Consider the following 18880-nt stretch of genomic DNA (forward strand, 5'->3'; position numbering starts at 1 on the left):
CCCAGCACAATGCTCGCTTGCCGAGCTCAGCGAGGACCTGCCATGAATGCCGTGACACCATTGCCCATGCCTCTTTCAGGCTCGCGCGTCAATTTGCGCTCCAGCAGCGGTCGAGGCTGGAACGGCTTCGGTGCGGCATTGCTCGGTATTTCGGCGGGCACGCACCGGATTCCGGCCATGCCGCATCACCGCATCGGCGTGCATGTCGGCGCGCCGGTCATGGCTCGCTGCTTATGCGAGCAACGTCGCTATGCGCGTGTTCAGGCGCATGGCGACGCCGATGTGATCCCCGCGGGACTCAACGGTCAATGGACCGATGAAGCCGACTGCACGATCCTCAGCATCTGGATCAGCGAGTCGTTCACGCGCAAGACGCTCGAGCAGCTCGAACTGAAATCATCCGAAGCCGGGATCCGTCCGCAACTCCAGATGCGCGATCCGCGTTTTCAGCATCTGGCGTGGGCGCTGCAGGCGGAACTGGAAGCCGGCGATGCGTCCGATCCGCTCTATGCAGAGAGTCTTTGCACAGCAATGGTGGTCAGGCTGATCGACAGCGGCGGCGGCGTCTCCACGCTCGAAGGGCGCGGGCGTACGCTGGCGCCGCGAACGGCTGCAAGAGTGACTGACTTCATCGAAAGCAATCTGGATCAGCGGCTGACGCTCGACGAACTCGCCGCGCTGGCCCAGCTAAGCGTGCCGCATTTCAAGGTACTGTTTCGCGAAACGCTTGGCACGCCGGTGCATCGATACGTCGTGCAGCGACGCGTCGAACGCGCGAAGGCCTTGCTGTTGCAAGGCAGGCTCAGCACCAGCCAGGTGGCGCTGGAAACGGGCTTTTCGCATCAAAGCCACATGGCGCACTGGATGAACCGGCTGCTTGGACTGACGCCGCGCGAGCTTGTGAAGGACAGTGGGCAGACGATCCAACTCGCTGCGCCAACGTCGGCACCAACAACGAGCACGACACAAAAAATTTCACGATGAGTCGATGACCGATATTTCAGGAACTCCGCTTGCCCCCACGTCCGTGCGATCCACCGATTACGGTTTGTGGGCGCTGACATTCAGCTACGTACTGAGCCAGTTTTACCGCAGCTATGTGGCTGTAATTTCCTCCCAGCTCATCGGGGATTTTCATTTCACTCCGCAGATGTTCGGCTGGTTCTCCGGCGCGTTCTTCCTGGTCTTTGCCTCAGCGCAGATTCCGGTTGGATTCATGTTCGACCGGTATGGCGTGCGTTATCCCGCAGCGGTCCTCATGAGCGTGGGCACGCTCGGCGCCGCCGTGGTGTCGCTCACGACCGATCCGCGTCTCGCGATCATCGCGCAGGCCGGAATCGGAATGGGTTGCGCGCCAATCTTCATGGGACTGCTCAACTACGTGCTGCGTCATGGCGCGGGGCCGCGTGATGTGCGCTCGATCACCACCGCCAGCGCCATTGGCATGTCCGGCGGACTGCTCGCGGCGTTTCCACTAAGCTGGGCAACAGCGAGTTTTGGCTGGCGGCCGGTCATGGCGTTGTCCGCCATGCTGGTGTTTCTGGCGACGCTCGGCGTCATGTTCTTCGTACGCCCACTCGACGAAAAGCCCTTGCCTGCCACCCCGCAATCGCGAGCATCTTCCGGACGGACAACGTCTCCCGCCCGCACGCGCGGCGGCTTGTGGACCTTGATGCCGGTTTGCCTGGCGATGTCGGTGGGCGGAACATTTCGCACGTCCTGGGGTGGACCGTATCTGGCCGACGTATTCGGCTTCGACATCCTGGCGCGCGGCAATGCGATGACCGTCATGAGTATCGCGGGCATAGGCGCATCGTTCTGCATCCCGTTTCTCGTCCGGCGATGGTCTCCCAAGTCGTTGTCGCTCGGCTGGCAGGTGGCAGGCGTCCTGGCGGCGCTCTTGCTCGCAGCCGTGCCGCAGCGAAGCCCGCTCATCAGCGTCGCCGCGATCTGCCTGCTGTTGTCCGTGGGCTGCATTCATCCGCTGGTCATGTCTCAAGCGCGGGCAATCATTGCGCCGGGCAAGCTGGGGCTTGGCCTGGGTTTGCTGAACAGCCTTGTATTTTTGGGCGTGGCGCTGGCAAGCAGCATCTTCGGTCTGATCGCGGAGAAAGCACGCATGACGGGCGTATCGAATGCGGACCTTTACTCAAGGTTGTTTGTCGTGACGGCGGTGCCGCTCGTGGTCGGCGCGATCGCTTATTGGTTCAGCCCCGGAGGCGCACGCAAATGATGCATCCGGGTGGCCGGATCCGCTATGCGGCGAGGCGATAGTTCGTCATCGACGGCCGTGAGCTTGCGGGAGGAAACACAGACCAGCTGCCGTCGTCGTGGCGAAAGAAGAAAATGGCGTGAGAACCGCTTGGCGTCGAGGCTTCCACACGCACGTAGCGACTGTTGGCGAAACCCGTGCGGCCGAATTGAATGACGTGGATCCCCCTGGCCGAAGTGGGCGCAAGCCATTTTTCAACGAGGTAATGCAAGGACTTTTCGGCGATATTCATCTCAACCTCCTTGCACCCAAGCTAGCGGCGCCAGGCACTACACGGAAAACATTCAGCGATTCGATTTAGGCATGCCAAACATAACGGGTGATTTTTATATACGAAATCGTCGTACTTGAGCGCTTAGGGGAAACTTCAAGTCCCGCATAAAATCGTCAGGCGTGCACTCATATAACTATGGATGAGCACGATTTATTCCCGAAAGTGTCCACGGGGAATAAATCCGCCAGGCCGCCGGTTTCGTTGTCAGGTCTCGTGGACGCGGTTGCGCACGCAATGACAGTTAGGTACAACGTACCCGTCCACGTTCGACGTCAGAGGAATGGAGATGCAATCGATTTCGCGTCATCTGCAGCTTGGGTCGGGCGTGGTGCTGCTGATCTATTTGTTCCTCCATCTGGTCAACCATGCGCTCGGCGTCTGGTCGCTGGATCTGGCGGGGCGCGGGCTGATGCTCGCCATCAGGCTCTGGCATAGCACGCCCGGTACGATCCTGCTCTACGGCGCGGCCACGCTCCATTTTTCGCTGGCCTTGCGCACACTCTACGGGCGTCGTCACTGGGTGCTGCCCGTTACCGAATGGATTCGTCTCTGGGCGGGACTCAGCCTGCCTCTCCTGTTGATCCGTCATGCAGTGGGAACCCGTCTTGCCGCTACGCTCTACGGCTTTGAACCGGACTACGAAAAAATAGTGGTCGCGCTGCTTTCGAGCGGCACGCAGGGTTTGCAACTTGCGCTGCTCGCGCCGGGCTGGGTGCACGGCTGCCTCGGACTCTGGCTACGTTATCGCCACCACGATTTCATGCGCCGCGCGAAGCCCGCGCTGATCGCATTGCTGATCGGTTTGCCGCTGCTGTCGGCGGCCGGCTTCATGCACATGACCCGGACCGTGGAGGCGGCCCATGTCCATCTCCCTGCTCCCGATCCGAAGATCCAGTCGCATGCGGTCACGCTGGACGAATGGCGCCACAATCTCCTGGTGCTCTACGCGTGCCTCGTCATCGGCGCTGCCGGCGCTGGGCTACTGCGCAATCGACTCGAGCGCCGAGGCATCGTCAAGCCATCGATCGATGCCTGAGCCAGGGGACAAGCGCAGGCGCCTGCGCTAATCACGTTGCGTAGCTGATACGTCCCCCTGACGCCACGCGAAATCCACCGCAATCTCTGGCCCGTGCGCATCGCACGATGGCATCATTGTCCCTTCGCTTCTTCCACGAGCCTTTTGCGAACATGTCGAATCTGATCGTACATGGCGGCGTCCCGCTACGCGGGGAGATCACGCCGTCTGCCAATAAAAACGCTGTCCTCCCTATTCTTTGTGCCACGCTGCTGACGGATCAGCCGCTGCGCCTTATCGGTGTACCTGAAATCACCGACGTCAAAAAGATCCTAGAGATTTTCCGCACGCTCGGCAGCAACGTGTCGATGGACTTTTCCACCGGCATCCTTGAACTGCATCATCACGCAACCACCTTCGATCCCGTCGCGCATCACCTGCCCGAGGAGATGCGCTCTTCCATCATGCTGGTGCCGCCTTTGCTCGCGCGTTTCGGCGTGGCGCGACTGGAAAACGACGTCAAGGGCTGCACGCTGGGCGTTCGCGAAATCGATCCGCATGTCGAGGTATTCGAACGATTCGGTGCGAAGGTCGAGCGCACGACCGACTCGCTCATCGTGCGAACCGCTTCACAGATGACCGCGAATCACCACTGGCTCGACTATGCCTCGGTCACCACCACCGAGAACTTCGCGCTGTGCGCGGCAGCGGCGAGCGGTACGTCGACGCTCGTGAACGCGGCATCTGAGCCGCATGTGCAGGAGTTTTGCCGTTTCCTCGCCATGCTCGGCGTGCCGATCGATGGCATTGGCACATCGCGCCTGAGCGTGACCGGCATCACCGGCGGCCGCAAGCTGAGCGGCGGTGAGTTTCGTTTCAGCGAGGACTTCCACGAAATCGCGACCTTCCTCGCGCTCGGTGCGATCACCGGCGGCAACATCGCGGTGAGGAATACTGCGCCCGACCAGTTTCCGCTGATCGACCGGACCTTCGCGAAGTTCGGCGTGAATGTGGTCCACAAGGACGGCTGGTCGCGCGCGTTCCAGGACGGTCCGTTGCGCGTGCGCCGGCCGTTCACGCAGAACATCCTCACAAAGGTGGAAGCGGCGCCCTGGCCGTATCTGCCGGTCGATCTGTTGCCTATCTTCATCGCGCTCGGCGTGAAAGCCGAAGGCAGCGCCATGTTCTGGAACAAGGTCTACGACGGCGCCATGGGATGGTCGGTCGAGCTATCGAAGTTCGGCGCGCACGTGTTTCTCTCGGACCCGCATCGGCTGATCACGTTCGGCGGCCTGCCCTTGAGCCCTGCGAAAGTGGAAAGCCCGTACATCATCCGCGTGGCGATCGCGTTGCTGATGGTCGCGGCGAGCATCAAGGGGCGTTCGGAGATCATCAATGCACTGCCGATCCGCCGTGCGCATCCGCGCTTCGTGGAAAACCTGCGCTCGGTCGGTGCCGACGTGGAATGGACCAGCAGCGAGTGAAATAGAAGCGAAAAAGCGTCGCGGCCGGTAGCCGCGACGCCAGAAGGCTCGAAGCCTGCCGGAGAAAAAAACATCCGCCGGCACGCCTTTGCTTCAATCAATAGCCGAGCGCGAGTCCCGAGTTACGACGCGGATCGTTCGCGCCATAGAAACGATTCTTGCCGACCGGCTTGCCGCCCAGCGACGGCGCGCCCACCAGAATGGCCGCTACGTGGTTCGCCGGTTGCGGACCCGCGAACTTCTGTCCCCATCCTTCAAGGATCTTCTGCGTGTCGGGGCTCAGCGTGAAGCGCTCGATATTCGTCGTTTCCGGCAGCCATTGCTGATGGAAACGCGGTGCATCCACAGCCTCCTGAATGTTCATGCCGTAGTCGATCACGTTGAGCATGGTCAGGAGCGTGGCGGTAATGATGCGGCTGCCGCCCGGCGTGCCGACCACCATCACGGTCTTGCCGTCCTTCGTGACGATCGTCGGGCTCATGGACGACAACGGACGCCGGCCCGGGCCAATAGCGTTAGCCTCGCCCTGCACCAGCCCGTACATGTTCGGCACACCGATCTTGGACGTGAAGTCATCCATCTCGTCGTTGAGCAATACGCCCGTCTTGTTCGCCATCACGCCCGAGCCGAACCAGTCGTTCAGCGTGTAAGTCACCGAGACCGCGTTGCCCCATTTATCGACGATCGAATAATGCGTCGTGTTGGTGCCTTCATGCGGCGCCACGCCCGGCTTGATCTCTTGCGACACCCCCGCCTTTTGCGGATCGATTGCCGCGCGGATCTTGGCCGCGTAATTCTTGTCGAGCAGACGGTCCAGCGGATTTTTCACGAAGTCGGGGTCACCCAGATAGCTGTTGCGGTCCACGTAAGCGTGGCGCATGGCTTCGATCTGATACTGCATGGCCTGGGCTGAACGGAAGCCGAGGCTTTGCATCGGGTAGCCCTCGAGGATGTTCATGATCTCGCAGATAGCGACCCCGCCCGAGCTCGGCGGCGGCGCCGAGACCACGTGGTAACCGCGATAATCGCATTCGACCGGCGCGAGTTCGCGCGTCTTGTACTGGTCGAGGTCGGTCTGCGTGATGATGCCCTTGCCGGCTTGCGTCGAAGAAACGAGCGCAGCGCCGACCCAGCCCTTGTAGAAGCCATCGGGACCCTTGGCGCTGATCTCGCGCAAGGTCTTCGCGAGGTCTTTTTGGACCAGCCTCTGGCCGACCTGGTACGGTTCGCCGTGGTTCAGGAAGATCGAACCGGAGCCGTGCGGGTCGTTCTTGAAGTCGTCCGTCGCGGTCCCGAGGATATCGATGTCGCCCTGGTCAAGCACGAAGCCCTCTTGGGCATATTTGATTGCCGGTGCGATGACATCGGCGCGCTTCATGGTGCCGTATTTGGTCAACGCCATTTCCATGCCGGACACGGTACCCGGCACGCCGACCGCCAGGTAGCCCTTGGTGCTCAGCTTCGGGATTACGTTGCCGTCTTTATCGAGGTACATGTTCGCGGTGGCGGCCAGCGGCGCCTTTTCGCGGAAATCCAGGAAGGTTCGGCGGCCATCGGCGAGCTGGATCGTCATGAATCCGCCACCGCCTATGTTGCCGGCCGCAGGGTAAACCACCGCGAGGGCGTAGCCGACAGCAACGGCCGCATCGACTGCGTTGCCGCCGTCCTTGAGCACGTCGACGCCAATGCGCGTGGCGAGATGCTGGGCTGTGACGACCATGCCGTTTTCGGCGGCAACCGGGGCTTGCGAAGCGGCCTGGGCGCCGGCATAGCAAAGGGCGAGCGCCGCCGCAAGGAGCGACTGGGCAAGGGAATCGAATTTCATTGTTTGAATGTCCGTTGCTGATTAAAGGTACGTGCGGTATGTGCGATAGCGTGCGAGAGAGCACTTGGGGCAGCGGTGAACGGGCGGCCCGTTCACCGCGCACAATACCAACAAAGATTACAAACGGGAACCGGCAAAACCCGCAGTAGAAAAACCGCGCCTACCCTGCTTTGGATAATTGGGCGCGCAGCTCAGTCAGCGATTGGCGTTGTCCACCTTCTGCGTCGAAGTTCTCCGGCGCGAGCCATTGTTTGAATGCAGCACCTACTGTGGACCATTCGCTGTCGATGATGGAGAACCACGCGGTATCGCGTGTGCGTCCCTTGTAGAGCACAGCTTGCCGGAAGATGCCTTCGAACTGGAAGCCCAATCGCGCCGCCGCTTGCCGCGAGGGCGCGTTCAACGCGTCGCACTTCCATTCGTAGCGGCGATAGCCAAGGTCGTCGAAGGCATGTTTCATCAACAGGTACTGGGCTTCGGTGGAGATCGGTGTGCGTTTGAGCAGCGGCGAAAACGCCACGTTGCCGACTTCGATAACCCCATTGGCCCGGTCGATCCGCATCAGCGACAGGGTGCCGATCGCGGTTCCTCCCTTCAAGTCGATGACTGCATAGTGTTGGGGATCGGGACTGACCGCGGCCCGTTCGACATACTCGCGGTAGCTCGCTGCATCGTCGAACGGGCCTACCGGCATATAGGTCCAGTCACGGCCATCCGGGGCCTGGTTGAAGGCATCGAACAGGTCGGCCGCGTGGTGCGGCTCGAGCGGCTCCAGCCGGCAATACTGTCCTTCGATAGGCGTGCGCGGCGGGTGAACACGCGCAGTCCAGTGAGGCACGGACTCGCCGATGGGCTGCTGATACTGGTTCAAGGTGCTGGGCATAACGGTTCCTTGCGGCATGGGCGGTGATCTAGCGGGAGCCTGGGCTAAGCATAGGCGGAGCATGTGCTAACGTACGCCCATCATGGAACCTTAAAAAGTGCCACATTCCCGATTTTTCATGGCTCCACGCTCGTGGCTCCGCCGGGTCGCGAGCACTTTCCCATTCTGCTTATGACAACCGCTGCTTCGTCGACCGTGCCGCAAACCCTGCTCGAGGCGCCGCTCGCCAGAGGGCCCGGCGCCGCGCCCATGCAACGCCAGTTGCATCATCGATTCAAGGAAGCCATCCTCGGTGGTCACCTCGCGCCGGGAAGCCGCCTGCCGGGCTCACGCGCCCTGGCCGAGGAACTGGCAATCTCCCGCAACACGGTGACCGCCGCGTATGACCTGCTGGCCGCGGAGGGATATGTGCAACCTGACCGGCAGGGGACGCGGGTCGCGACGTTGTCGCGTCCGGCGTCACCGCAAGGCAAGCGCCAGGTACCGGCGGCGCCCCCCACCTCGCAGCGGCTGACGCGCATTCAGGCCGCCGCGCCGTCGGCCGAGGGGAACGCTGCATTGCGTCCGGGTGTGCCGGCCTTGTCCCATTTTCCGCTGGCTGCGTGGCGCCGTGCGATCGACCGGGCCATTCGAAAGGCGGGGCCATCGGCTCTGGGTTATGGCGATCCTCGGGGTGAGCCGGCATTGCGCGCGTCGATTGCACGGCATCTCGGTATAGCCCGGGGCGTGCGATGCGAGCCGGATCAAGTCGTCATTACCGAGGGGGCGCAAGAAGCGCTATCGCTTTGCGTGCGCTTGCTGACCAATGCCGGCGATACCGCGTGGATCGAGGACCCGGGTTATCGCGGAGCGAAGGCGGCGATGCGCGCAGGCGATCTACAAATGGTGCCGATGCGCGTTGACGCCGATGGTCTTATCGCCGATGAAAGCGACTGGCAGTCGCAGCCGCCGCGGTTGATCTACACCACGCCGTCGCATCAATATCCAGCGGGTGCGGTGCTGACTGTTGCGCGGCGTTTGGAGTTGATTGCGAAGGCGCAGCAGCATGGCGCGTGGATCATCGAGGACGACTACGACAGCGAATTCCGTCACGCGGGTGAGCCTATCGGCGCGATGCAGGGTTTGGTGACGCAAGCGCCCGTGCTGTACGTGGGCACGTTCAGCAAGACGATGTTTCCGTCGTTGCGCCTGGGGTTCCTGGTCTTGCCGGCGACGCTGGTAGAGCAGATGCGCGCGCCCCTGGACGATATGCTGCGAGGTGGTCACCGTTATGAACAGCTCGCGTTGGCCGAGTTCATCGAGAGCGGTCAGTTCAGCCGGCATTTGGGTCGCATGCGGCGTTTGTATCGCGACCGGCAGCATGCGTTGAGAGAGGCGCTGATCCGGCATATGCCGGTGACACATGTCATTGAAGGGGGATATTGCGGCTTGCACCTGACGGTACGGTTGCCGGCGTGCTATCCGGACCGGGAGATCGCCGATGCAGCGCGCAAGCATGGCTTGGCTCCCACGCCTCTATCCAGCTTTGCGTTGGAGCCCACGCCCGAGGACAACGGACTCGTGCTCGGGTATGGGAACACGTCGGCGGAGTTGTTCGAGCCTTTGGTCCGGCTTCTGGCTAAGCTGGTTCGGGGGGTGAGGGTTTAGGGCGGTGGTTTTTCGCTCGCGCGGGTGGACGGGGTGGGGAGTTATGGGGGTCGTGGTTGGGGTTGCGGTTGGGTTGCTAGGTTCCTGCGGTAGCGGTCTGAGTCAATGCCGGGTTGCTGCTTTCCAGGTTAGTGGTCTGCTTAGGTTTGCTAATCTCTTTATCACTATTAGCCACTGCGCGTGGCGGCGCGTCATTTCTTTGTCCAAAGCGACAAAGAAACGAAGCAAAGAAAGCGCTTTCAAAACGAGGGCTCATAAGTTGACCTAGTGTCCTGAGTTAGAAATTCATGGAATTTTTCGATCGCCGCATTGTCCGTCGTATAGTTGGTTCGATACGACGGAGGCGCGATGAGAGGTCGACCGAAAGCGGAGTTGGTGTTGAGTGAATCGGAACGTGAGCAGTTGCAGGCCTGGTCGCGTCGGCGCAAGACAGCTCAGGCGCTCGCCCTGCGCTCGCGCATCGTTTTGAACTGCGCCAGCGGCATCAGCAACAAAGTCGTAGCCGACACGCTTGGTGTCACGCCGCAGACGGTAACGAAATGGCGTGCGCGCTTTCTCAAGCAGCGACTCGATGGATTGCTCGACGCACCCCGGCCAGGCGCGCCACGCACCATTGATGATGCTCGGGTCGATGCACTCATTGCCAAGACGCTGGAAGAACAACCGACCAAAGCGACACATTGGAGCACGCGCACCATGGCGCGCGAAAGTGGTCTGTCGCAGACGGCGGTGAGTCGGATCTGGCGTGCGTTTGGCCTGCAGCCTCATCGTCAGGAAACCTTCAAGCTGTCCACCGATCCGCAGTTCGTTGCCAAGACGCGTGACATCGTCGGTTTGTATCTCGATCCGCCGACCAAGGCCATGGTGTTGTGTGTGGACGAGAAGAGCCAGATTCAAGCACTGGACCGGACTCAACCGATTCTGCCGTTGGCCCCCGGCATAGCCGAGCGCCGTACGCACGATTACGAACGCCATGGCACTACGACGTTGTTCGCGGCCCTGGATATCGCCACCGGAGAAGTCATCGGCCAATTGCATCGGCGCCATCGCGGCACTGAGTTCCTGAAGTTCCTGCGTACGATCGAAGCCAACGTTCCTCCTCAATTGGACGTGCATTTGGTGATGGACAACTATGGGACTCACAAGACACCGACCGTGCGCGCCTGGTTTGCTCGTCATCCGCGTTTTCATATCCATTTCACTCCAACATCGGCTTCTTGGCTTAATCAGGTGGAGCGCTGGTTCGCCACACTGACTGAAAAACAAATCCGGCGCGGAACCCATCGTTCAACACGCCAGTTGGAAGACGCGATTCGCCACTATCTCGACATCTACAACGCTGAGCCGCAGCCCTTCATGTGGACAAAATCTGCTGACGACATCATGGCCAGCATCGAACGATTTTGTTTGCGAATCTCTAACTCAGGACACTAGCGTGCAGCTTCGATGTTTTTGGCACCCCAAAAGCACGGTGCTCGCAAGAGCAACCGATGTTTGAACCCCTCCTTCTCGCGAATTCTTACACGCCCACGCTTCGCCCCGTACGCTCTCGGGCAAGCACTATTTGCCCAAGTACCAGCACGGCCTCACGCATATTTACCGCTTCAGGTCTTCATGGGTTAGCTGCTTGGTCAGCGTGATTGGCGGGGTTACATTCGTTGGGTGCGGCCTCGCATCTTCGTGGCCTCGTTTCGAGGAAGGTTGCCTACGAGGTTCGTTGCGCGTACTTACTTGGTGGTTGGTTTTTCGCGGATAGCGCGGGGTGTACCTTGGGCAGGTTCAGTCACTGGTGGCGAAGCGTGTGGGTATCCGTGTTCGGAGAAGGAGGGGTTCAAACATCCGTCGCTCTGGCGAGCACCGTGCTTTTGGGGTGCCAAAAACGCGGAAACCGCACGCTAGGTCAACTTACGAGCCCTCGTTTTGAAAGCGCTTTCTTTGCTTCGTTTCTTTGTCGCTTTGGACAAAGAAATGACGCGCCGCCACGCGCAGTGGCTAATAGTGGTAAAGAAATGAGCCAACGCAAGCAGACCACTAACCCCGAAAGCAGCAACCCGGCACTGACTCCGACCGCTAACGCAGGAACCTAGCAACCCGGCACCGACCCCGACCGCTAACGCAAGAACCTGGCAACCCGGCACTGACTCCGACCGCTAACGCAGGAACCTAGCAACCCCCACCCCATCCACCGCCCTAAACCAGCACATCCGAAAACACCCGGTTAGCGAAGTGATTAGAATCCGTGCCGCTATTCAACACCCCCACTGTCTTCAAGTCGTCCGCGTACAGCGCGATTTCCTTCTTGAACGCGTCGCCGATCGGATGATGATGATCCGTGTGACTCTTAAGCATGGCAGTCAATTGCGCAACATCCGCCTGCGGTGCGTATTGCGCAAAGATAGCAGCCGCATCCGCCGGATGGTTCGCCGTCCATTCCGTTGCGTCGAGCAAGGCCTGTGTCAATGCCTGCGCTGTCGCACGATCCTTCCTCACCAGCGTCCCACGCACGCCGAGCACACAGCACACGCGCGTCTGATACTCGCCGCACAGGTTGTTGGAGACCTCAACCAGATGATCCGATTCCCGCAGCATCCAGATGGTCGGATCGCCGTCCGCAACCGCGTGCACCTCGCCCTTCTTCAATGCCTCGCCCAGGAGGTTGGCGGGATACTGACGCCACTGAACCTCGCTGTCCGGATCGATGCCGAGTTTCTTCAGCGTGATAGCGAAGAAGTTTTTCGTCGGACTCGCCATGTCGCTTACGCCGACTATCTTGCCGCGCAAGCCGGGCAGATCGACAATTCCCGAACTGCGCGTCGCGAGCAAGCGCATGCAGCCGCCGTGAATGCCGGCGGTGAGCTTGACATCGAAGCCCTGTTCCAGCGGCTTGATCCAGCGTAGCGCCATGCCGACTCCGGCATCCGACTTGCCGGTTGCAATGGCTTCGAGCAACTGATCCGTCGACCCGGCAAAGTTGATCAACTCAACGTCCAGACCACGCTTGCTAAAGAACCCTTGCTTGACCGCCACCGGTACCGGCGCCGTACAAATCGCACCGGCATTCCACGATAACTTCAACTGTATCAACTTGCTGTCATCGGCACGGGCAGGCAGTCCGGCAAGGCCAAACGATGCCCCGCCAAGTGCCGCCGCTCCGGCAGTCCACACAGTCTTTCGCAACCACTCGCGGCGCGACAGGCTCTCCGGCAAGGCGGCTCTTTCGCCACCATCGGCATCAGGACGATTCATCAAACATTCTCCACGGGTCGGTCGTTATAGGTGTTTTGTCTATCGGATCGGTTGGGCGATTCCCTCGCCAACTCAAGCAACCAGGCCAAGTAAAGCAAGCACTTCGCGCCTGAGTTCAACCAGCTTGGGATCATCGCGATGACGCGGATAAGGCGCGTCATTACGCACTTCCGCAGTCACCCGTGCCGGACGCTCGCTGAACACGATCACCCGGTTCGCGAGGAACAACGCCTCTTCCACATCGTGCGTCACAAGCAGCACCGAGAAGGGCGCGTCCAGCCACAACTTCACCAGTTCGCCTTGCATGCGCAGCCGTGTGAGCGAATCCAGCTTGCCGAACGGCTCATCGAGTACGAGCAACTCGGGATCGTTGACAAGCGCCCGCGCCAGCGCAACACGCTGCGCCATGCCTCCGGACAACTGATGCGGGTACGCCGCCTCGAAGTCGGTCAGACCGACCAGTTGCAACGCAGCGTCTATACGCTGTTCCGCCGAACGCTCGCCGTCGGCAAGTGGCTCGTTCGAACGGGCCCGGCTCCACGGAAACCGTCGGCGCCTTCGCTGCGCCTCAGGTCCAAGACCGACATTGGCCCGTACCGTGCGCCACGGATACAAGGTCGGATCCTGGAAGACGACGACCCGCGAAGGGTCCGGTCCACGGATAGCGACCCCGTTCGATGACACCGTGCCAAGCGCGGGCGTATCGAGTCCGGCAACCAGTCTGAGCAACGTCGACTTGCCGCAGCCGCTCGGGCCGAGCAACGCGACGAACTCACCCGGAGCGACCGAGAAGCTGACGTCGTCGAGAACCGGTAGCGCCGCACCGTGCAGCGAGAACCGATGACTCACGTCACTGACATCGATACGCGCACCAGTGGTCGCGGACTTGAATGCCGATTGCGACGTTTGCGACGATTGCGCGATACCTTGCGTGCTTACCATTTCAACAACCCCTTCTGCCACGCGAGTAACCGGTCTCTAAAGCGGAACAGCAGCGTGATCAACCCGGAACACATCAACGCCATCACCAGCAACGCCGCGTACATGTTCGAATAAGCCGCCCATCCCTGTGCCCATTGCAAATACCAGCCGAGTCCTGCCTTGACGCCCATCATCTCGGCCACGATCAGCACCGAAAACGACGCCCCCAGTCCCATGAAAAGTCCGACGAACACGGACGGCAATGCGGCCGGTATCGCCACCTTCAGGATCAGGAAGCCGGGCCGTGCGCCCAGCGTGCGCGCGATGTCGTAGAACGTGCTGTTGACACCCGCCACGCCCGACCACGTGAGCACCGCCACGGGAAAGCCGGTAGCGAGCGCAATCAGGAACACGCTGGCGCTGAAGCTCGACGGAAAGAAAAAGAACGCCAGCGGTAACCAGGCGGTAGCGGGCAATGGACCGATCAGGCGCAATACCGGATGCAGCCAGTACCCCACCGCCCGTGACCAGCCAATGCCAACGCCCGTCACAAACCCCACCACCGCTCCGATCACATAACCATAAGCAAGCAATCCGAATGAATGCGCGACGCTTGAACCGAGGCGCGGAAAGTCATCGAAATAAACGGCGATCAGCGCTTGCGGAGGAGCGAAAAACGGCCGGGGCAGCCATTCGAGTTTCGCGGTGAGTACCTCCCACGCGCTCACGCCCACCGCGAGCGCGACAAACCACGGCATGGCAGACAGCCAGCGTTCGGCGCGTGACGGAGATGCGTCGGGCTGGCGCGCCCGGATGCTTCTGCGCGCTGCCGCGCCTATCAGCAGCGCCGTTGCTGCAAGCAGCAGCTTGAGGACCAGCAGATGACCGGTGTAAGGCCAGTCATCGGCGTCTGGCCACCAGCGTGTCAGGCCCGCGCTTGCAAGCCAAGCCAGCGCTGCCAGCCACGCCGGCAGCAGGCTCGCCGCCGCCTCGCCCGAATACGTTGCGCTCACGCGGGCAGGTTGTTTCCGGATGACCGTCGCAGGCGATTGGAACCCGACGCCGGGGTGTCCGGACGCTGGATCGAAATGAGGAGTGCCGGACATGATGGGGAAGGCCTTCGTTACGTTGAGAGAAGCCCCGTGCGCACGAGGAATTTTCCGAAGCGCTTCGCTTCGCTGCAAACCCCAAGACTAACGACGCTTCGGTCTCTTAACAATTATTCGTTTGCGATATGTTTATGAGCCTGCGCGCTTTATCGATTGCATGATGCTTCAGACGATGTCAGCCTTCTCGCCTTGCCACACACTATGCGCATAGAGCGTCTCGTTGAAATCGGCAGGCACCTCGCCATTCAGGCGCGCCTCGTGGCGATCGAGATCGGCGAGAAACAGATCGCGGCTGATCCGGCTCACCACCGACGGGATATCGCGCTTCATGCTTGGTACGTCGCCCACCGGTACGCCGAAGCTGACGAGGCCCGCGGGGTTGTACACGTGAAGGTTCGCCAGATGAGGCGCCGTTCCGGGGATTTTCTCCAGATACTCGAGCGCAGCGCCTAGATACGGATGCGCGCCGAGATAGTCATCGCGCTCGCGATCCTCGGGAACATATCGGTCGCGCCACAACAGGATCTCCTTCGATACTGCTGAAAGCTCGGGGCGCACAGCCGGGTCGACAAGATAGCCCGTGCCCGCGATCGCAAAGTCGAACCGGAAGTGCTCGTTGCCTACCCGGGCTGCAATATGCCCACCCTCCGCGCTTGCCTGGCTCCAGGCCGCGCCAAGATGCAGGTGGAAGTTCGGATGCTTCGTCACGCGTTCCACGGCATCAAGCGGCGGTGTCGAACCTGCCTGCCGGAAGCGCAATGCCTGACGCCAGCGCACGGAGTCAGGTAACGCGGGATAGTTGTCGTACGCACCCGGATAGGCGCGAGTACGCGTAATGGGGATGGCGGGAATCGCCGAGCGGCGTACAAAGAGATGCACCTGCGCGGCGCCCGCTTCCAGTGCGGTAGCGGCCGCGTCGAAAGCAGATGCCGCACCGCCGATCACCGCTACCGCTTTCCCCTTGAGCGCATTGAAATCGATAGCCTCGGAGGTATGCGCGTAGAGCGAGCGCGGCAGGCTCTGGGACAGCACGGCCGGTATCTGCGCAGCGCCGTTACCCGCGACGCCGTTGCAGAGGATGACCTTGCGTGCAGTCTCGACATGCTCCTCACCCGCAGCATTGAGCAGACGCAACCTGAAGTGCGAGTCCACCGGTTCGATTCGCGCGAGACGCGTGGCATAGCGAACCGGAACCTTCAGGAAGTGCCGATACCACCCGAGATATTCCGCCCAGCGCGCACGAGGAATCCGGTCGATCTCCGCATAGGCCGCCGCGCCCCAACGCGCTTCGAACCACGCCTGGAAGCTCAAACCCGCGATGCCGAGTTCAGGCCCGATCAGCGTCTTCGGCGTACGCAGTTTGTTCATGCGCGCCCGGTTGAGCCAGACACCCGCGCCTGCTTCGTCGGCTGCCGCATCAATCACCGACACCTTGCCGATACCCGCACGCCGCAGCGCGAATGCGAACGCGGCGCCGGTCTGTCCGCCACCGACGATCAAGACGTTATGGTCGATACCCTCGCGCTCCGGCACCCAGTTATCCGGGTCGGGACCTAACAGGCGCAGCGCGTCGAGAGCGTTGGCATCGGGGTTGAAGATGGTTGTCATTGCGCGGGTTCGATCAGGAAATGGAGGGATGATCGAGATATTGAAAAGAGACGCGCGCGCTGGCAACCAAGCAATTCAACTTTGCTTAGCCGCTTTTTAAGGAACAGCCGGAGAAGCAACCGCCCCCGCCTTATTTCGACGAATACTCCTGATGCCACGCTAGCAATTGTTTTGACGGAGGCATGTGCCACTTGTTGCCTTCATCGATGAGAAAACCGCTCCGGTGCCACTCCTTCACGATTTTGTCGAGCGCCGCGACAGTGTCGGTCTCGCCCTTGCGCACCCATATCACCGATGGCGACGGAATCAGTTGATCGGGGATCGGTGACTCATAGTCCTGCCACTCACCCGAGCTATTGGCGAGCCTCGCCTGAATGCCGGGCGTCACGTGGACCGACGCCACGCAGGTCCCGCCGCGCAGCGCCAGCAGCGCTTCGGGCATGCCTTTGAAACCCTTGACCTGTGCCCCGTATTGTTCAATCAGCGGACGCGTGTAGTTGCTGCCTTGCGAGACACAGACAGGCTTCCCGCGCAGATCGCTCCAGTCATGAATACCTGCTCCCTTGTGGACCATCGCCGAGCCGCCGATCTCCTCGAACGGCGTAGGCACATAACTCAGTATCTCGTCCCGCTCTTTTGTGTACTGCATGCTCGCGATCAACGCATCGACCTTGCCCTGCTGGAGGAATTGCACGCGGTTCGGCGGGGTGACTTCCACCGCTTCAAATTTCACGCCGAGGCGTTTGGCGAGGTCTTGCGCGAGCTCGACGTTATAGCCGACGGGCTTGCGCGTCTGTGGATCGAGTGAACCGTAGGTGCCGTCGAGCACGACCCCGACCGTGAGCGTGCCACGGGACTTGATCCGGTCGAGCGTGGCATCGGCGTGAACGGTTTGCGAAAGCGCAAGCGCGGTGAAGCTAACGCTTAGGAAGGTCGTGAGGCGAAATCTCATTGGCTGGGACTTTCCGTGGCGGGTGCATCGATACGAAAAACAGCCAGTTCATCAGGCGCACACTGCGCGATCAGGCCGGTCTCCCAGTCGAGATATTGGCGGGCGGCGTCGAGATTGCCATCGTGGCGATCGTGGACAAAGAACAGATAGTCGATACGCGCCGCATCGGCGGGAACATCGGGCGTCGATGCCAGCGGCAAGCCCTCTTTTTTCCAGGTATCGATTCCATTCGCTGCGAGATAAAGCGAAGTGAAACCCAACTCGCGCAGGTCTGTTGCCGCGATGCTTGCTACAGACGGTTCATCCGCGAATAACAGCAGCGTGTCGCCCGGCGTCGCCTTGAGCGCCGCCAGCGTTTTGGAGAGTTGCGGACGAATCGACCAGTGCGCACCGGCAGCATGTTCCCGGCGGTAGGCTGCGCTCGATCGCAGATCGAGCAGCAACACTTGGCCCGTCGAGGCTTCGCGCAACGCCGCTGTGTCGAGTAGCGGCAAGGACGATCGCGCCGATGCAATCTGCCTGACAGGGCGCAGCGCAGTTGCTTCAGCTGCATCGATCAACGCGGTCTCAAAGCCTAACTGCACGAGCCATGTAGCAATCACAGGCGCGCGCACGCCGTCGTAATCGACCAGCAACACGCGGGCACGCCGAACGCCGATGGTCTGGTCGGTCGCTTGCACCAGTTGCCCTCCCGGAGCGTGGACGGCGCCTGGCAGACCGTCGTGCGCGAATTCTTCCGCCGTACGGACATCGATCAGGAAGGTGGTCCGGTGCGGATCAGCAAGCCATTCTTGTGCGGCCGGGGCATCGAGCGTTGCAATGCGGAAGCGCGCAGCAAGCCTGGCTGCGAGCGTCTGCGCCTCAGCAACCGCCGCTTCGTTCAAAGCTTCAGGGTAGCGGCGCTCGCTGCCTTGTTCGAGCTTGAGCCCCGCAAGCGCCCAGCCTTGCGTGCCATTCTCCAGCGCGATCACCGGATTCGGCACGCCGAGATTGCGCAAGGTCTGCGCTCCGATAATGCTTCGCGTACGCCCGGCACAGTGAATCACGATCGGCGTGGCAGGGTCGGCTACCAGCGTTCCGATCCGATACGCCAACTCGCCGTTCGGTACGGGAATCGCGCCCGGAATCGTCATCTTGCGATGTTCATCGAGTGTACGTCCGTCGAACAACGCATAAGCACCTCCTCCTTCGATCAGCGCCACCAACGCTTTGGGCGACAGATGCGGCGTTCCATGCGCATGTTCAACGAGTTCGCCGAAGGTCTTCGATGGCAGGTTAACCCCTTTAAACAGCGTATAACCCGCCTCCAACCAGCCGCGGGCGCCGTCGCGCAGCACAGAGACCTTCGTGTAACCGAGCGCTTTCAGGCGACGTGCAGCCTTGAGCGCAACACTGTCGTGTTCATCCTCGTCAAGCAGGACGATCCGCGTGTCGGGTCTCGGCACCAGTCGCGGCGCATCTATTTCCAGGCGGCTATAAGGCAACGGGACCGCGAAGAACGGATGCCCTTCACCGAACTGCCCGGCTTCACGGACATCGAGCAAGGCAATTTCAGCTTCGTCGTTGAGCCATGTGCGGACGGTGGAGGCATCGACGAAAGCTACATCGTTTCGGATTGAGGTCATGGGTGAAAAGCCGGAATGA

Annotated in this window: 15 protein-coding genes; 6 read left to right on the forward strand and 9 right to left on the reverse strand. The window is 61.1% G+C overall.

The genetic code is table 11. The features are described from left to right. Window positions 1-42 precede the first annotated feature (42 nt). Both ACSOSP_RS21770 and ACSOSP_RS21775 read left to right on the forward strand, forming a co-directional pair. Window positions 43-984: a helix-turn-helix domain-containing protein gene (locus ACSOSP_RS21770; protein ID WP_455312996.1), complete on the forward strand. Its 942-nt coding sequence runs from the start codon at window positions 43-45 to the stop codon at window positions 982-984. 4 nt (window positions 985-988) lie between these two features. After that, window positions 989-2233 (forward strand): MFS transporter, encoded by a 1245-nt coding sequence (locus ACSOSP_RS21775; protein ID WP_455312997.1) that lies wholly within the window; start codon window positions 989-991, stop codon window positions 2231-2233. Window positions 2234-2255: 22 nt separating this feature from the next. Here ACSOSP_RS21775 and ACSOSP_RS21780 read toward each other — a convergent pair whose 3' ends face one another. Further along, window positions 2256-2504 carry a hypothetical protein gene (locus ACSOSP_RS21780; RefSeq protein ID WP_455312998.1) on the reverse strand — a complete coding sequence of 83 codons (249 nt, stop codon included), beginning with the start codon at window positions 2502-2504 and terminating at the stop codon, window positions 2256-2258. 328 nt (window positions 2505-2832) lie between these two features. Between ACSOSP_RS21780 and ACSOSP_RS21785 the strand changes: the two genes are divergently transcribed. Continuing rightward, window positions 2833-3582, forward strand: coding sequence for a hypothetical protein (locus ACSOSP_RS21785; protein ID WP_455312999.1), 750 nt, complete (start codon window positions 2833-2835; stop codon window positions 3580-3582). A gap of 152 nt (window positions 3583-3734) precedes the next feature. Next, on the forward strand, window positions 3735-5045 hold the full coding sequence (locus tag ACSOSP_RS21790; RefSeq protein ID WP_455313000.1) for a UDP-N-acetylglucosamine 1-carboxyvinyltransferase: 1311 nt from the start codon (window positions 3735-3737) through the stop codon (window positions 5043-5045). A 97-nt stretch (window positions 5046-5142) separates the two neighbouring features. Here the strand turns inward: ACSOSP_RS21790 and ggt are convergent, their stop codons facing one another. After that, window positions 5143-6765, reverse strand: coding sequence for a gamma-glutamyltransferase (gene ggt, locus ACSOSP_RS21795; RefSeq protein ID WP_455313747.1), 1623 nt, complete (start codon window positions 6763-6765; stop codon window positions 5143-5145). Between the two features lie 265 nt (window positions 6766-7030). Continuing rightward, window positions 7031-7753 (reverse strand): GNAT family N-acetyltransferase, encoded by a 723-nt coding sequence (locus tag ACSOSP_RS21800; RefSeq protein WP_455313001.1) that lies wholly within the window; start codon window positions 7751-7753, stop codon window positions 7031-7033. Between the two features lie 171 nt (window positions 7754-7924). Between ACSOSP_RS21800 and pdxR the strand changes: the two genes are divergently transcribed. Both pdxR and ACSOSP_RS21810 read left to right on the forward strand, forming a co-directional pair. Further along, complete coding sequence (gene pdxR, locus ACSOSP_RS21805; RefSeq protein ID WP_455313002.1) at window positions 7925-9400, forward strand: MocR-like pyridoxine biosynthesis transcription factor PdxR; 1476 nt, start codon at window positions 7925-7927, stop codon at window positions 9398-9400. Between the two features lie 348 nt (window positions 9401-9748). Next, on the forward strand, window positions 9749-10834 hold the full coding sequence (locus ACSOSP_RS21810; protein WP_455312806.1) for an IS630 family transposase: 1086 nt from the start codon (window positions 9749-9751) through the stop codon (window positions 10832-10834). A gap of 756 nt (window positions 10835-11590) precedes the next feature. On the opposite strand, the gene ACSOSP_RS21815 is transcribed toward ACSOSP_RS21810, so the two are convergent. From ACSOSP_RS21815 to ACSOSP_RS21840, 6 genes are all read right to left on the reverse strand, one after another. Beyond that, the gene (locus ACSOSP_RS21815; protein WP_455313003.1) at window positions 11591-12646 is read right to left on the reverse strand and encodes an ABC transporter substrate-binding protein; all 1056 of its coding nucleotides are present in this window, start codon (window positions 12644-12646) and stop codon (window positions 11591-11593) included. 72 nt (window positions 12647-12718) lie between these two features. Beyond that, window positions 12719-13588 (reverse strand): ABC transporter ATP-binding protein, encoded by an 870-nt coding sequence (locus ACSOSP_RS21820; protein WP_455313004.1) that lies wholly within the window; start codon window positions 13586-13588, stop codon window positions 12719-12721. Beyond that, window positions 13582-14673, reverse strand: coding sequence for an ABC transporter permease (locus tag ACSOSP_RS21825; RefSeq protein WP_455313005.1), 1092 nt, complete (start codon window positions 14671-14673; stop codon window positions 13582-13584). The genes ACSOSP_RS21820 and ACSOSP_RS21825 overlap by 7 nt, the downstream gene beginning before the upstream one ends. A 168-nt stretch (window positions 14674-14841) precedes the next feature. Continuing rightward, window positions 14842-16284 (reverse strand): NAD(P)-binding domain-containing protein, encoded by a 1443-nt coding sequence (locus ACSOSP_RS21830; RefSeq protein WP_455313006.1) that lies wholly within the window; start codon window positions 16282-16284, stop codon window positions 14842-14844. A 130-nt stretch (window positions 16285-16414) separates the two neighbouring features. Then, window positions 16415-17236: a transporter substrate-binding domain-containing protein gene (locus tag ACSOSP_RS21835; protein WP_455313007.1), complete on the reverse strand. Its 822-nt coding sequence runs from the start codon at window positions 17234-17236 to the stop codon at window positions 16415-16417. Beyond that, complete coding sequence (locus ACSOSP_RS21840) at window positions 17233-18861, reverse strand: rhodanese-like domain-containing protein (protein ID WP_455313008.1); 1629 nt, start codon at window positions 18859-18861, stop codon at window positions 17233-17235. Before ACSOSP_RS21840 ends, ACSOSP_RS21835 begins: the two co-directional genes overlap by 4 nt. Window positions 18862-18880: the final 19 nt, after the last annotated feature.

This window comes from Caballeronia sp. KNU42 (assembly GCF_053760385.1).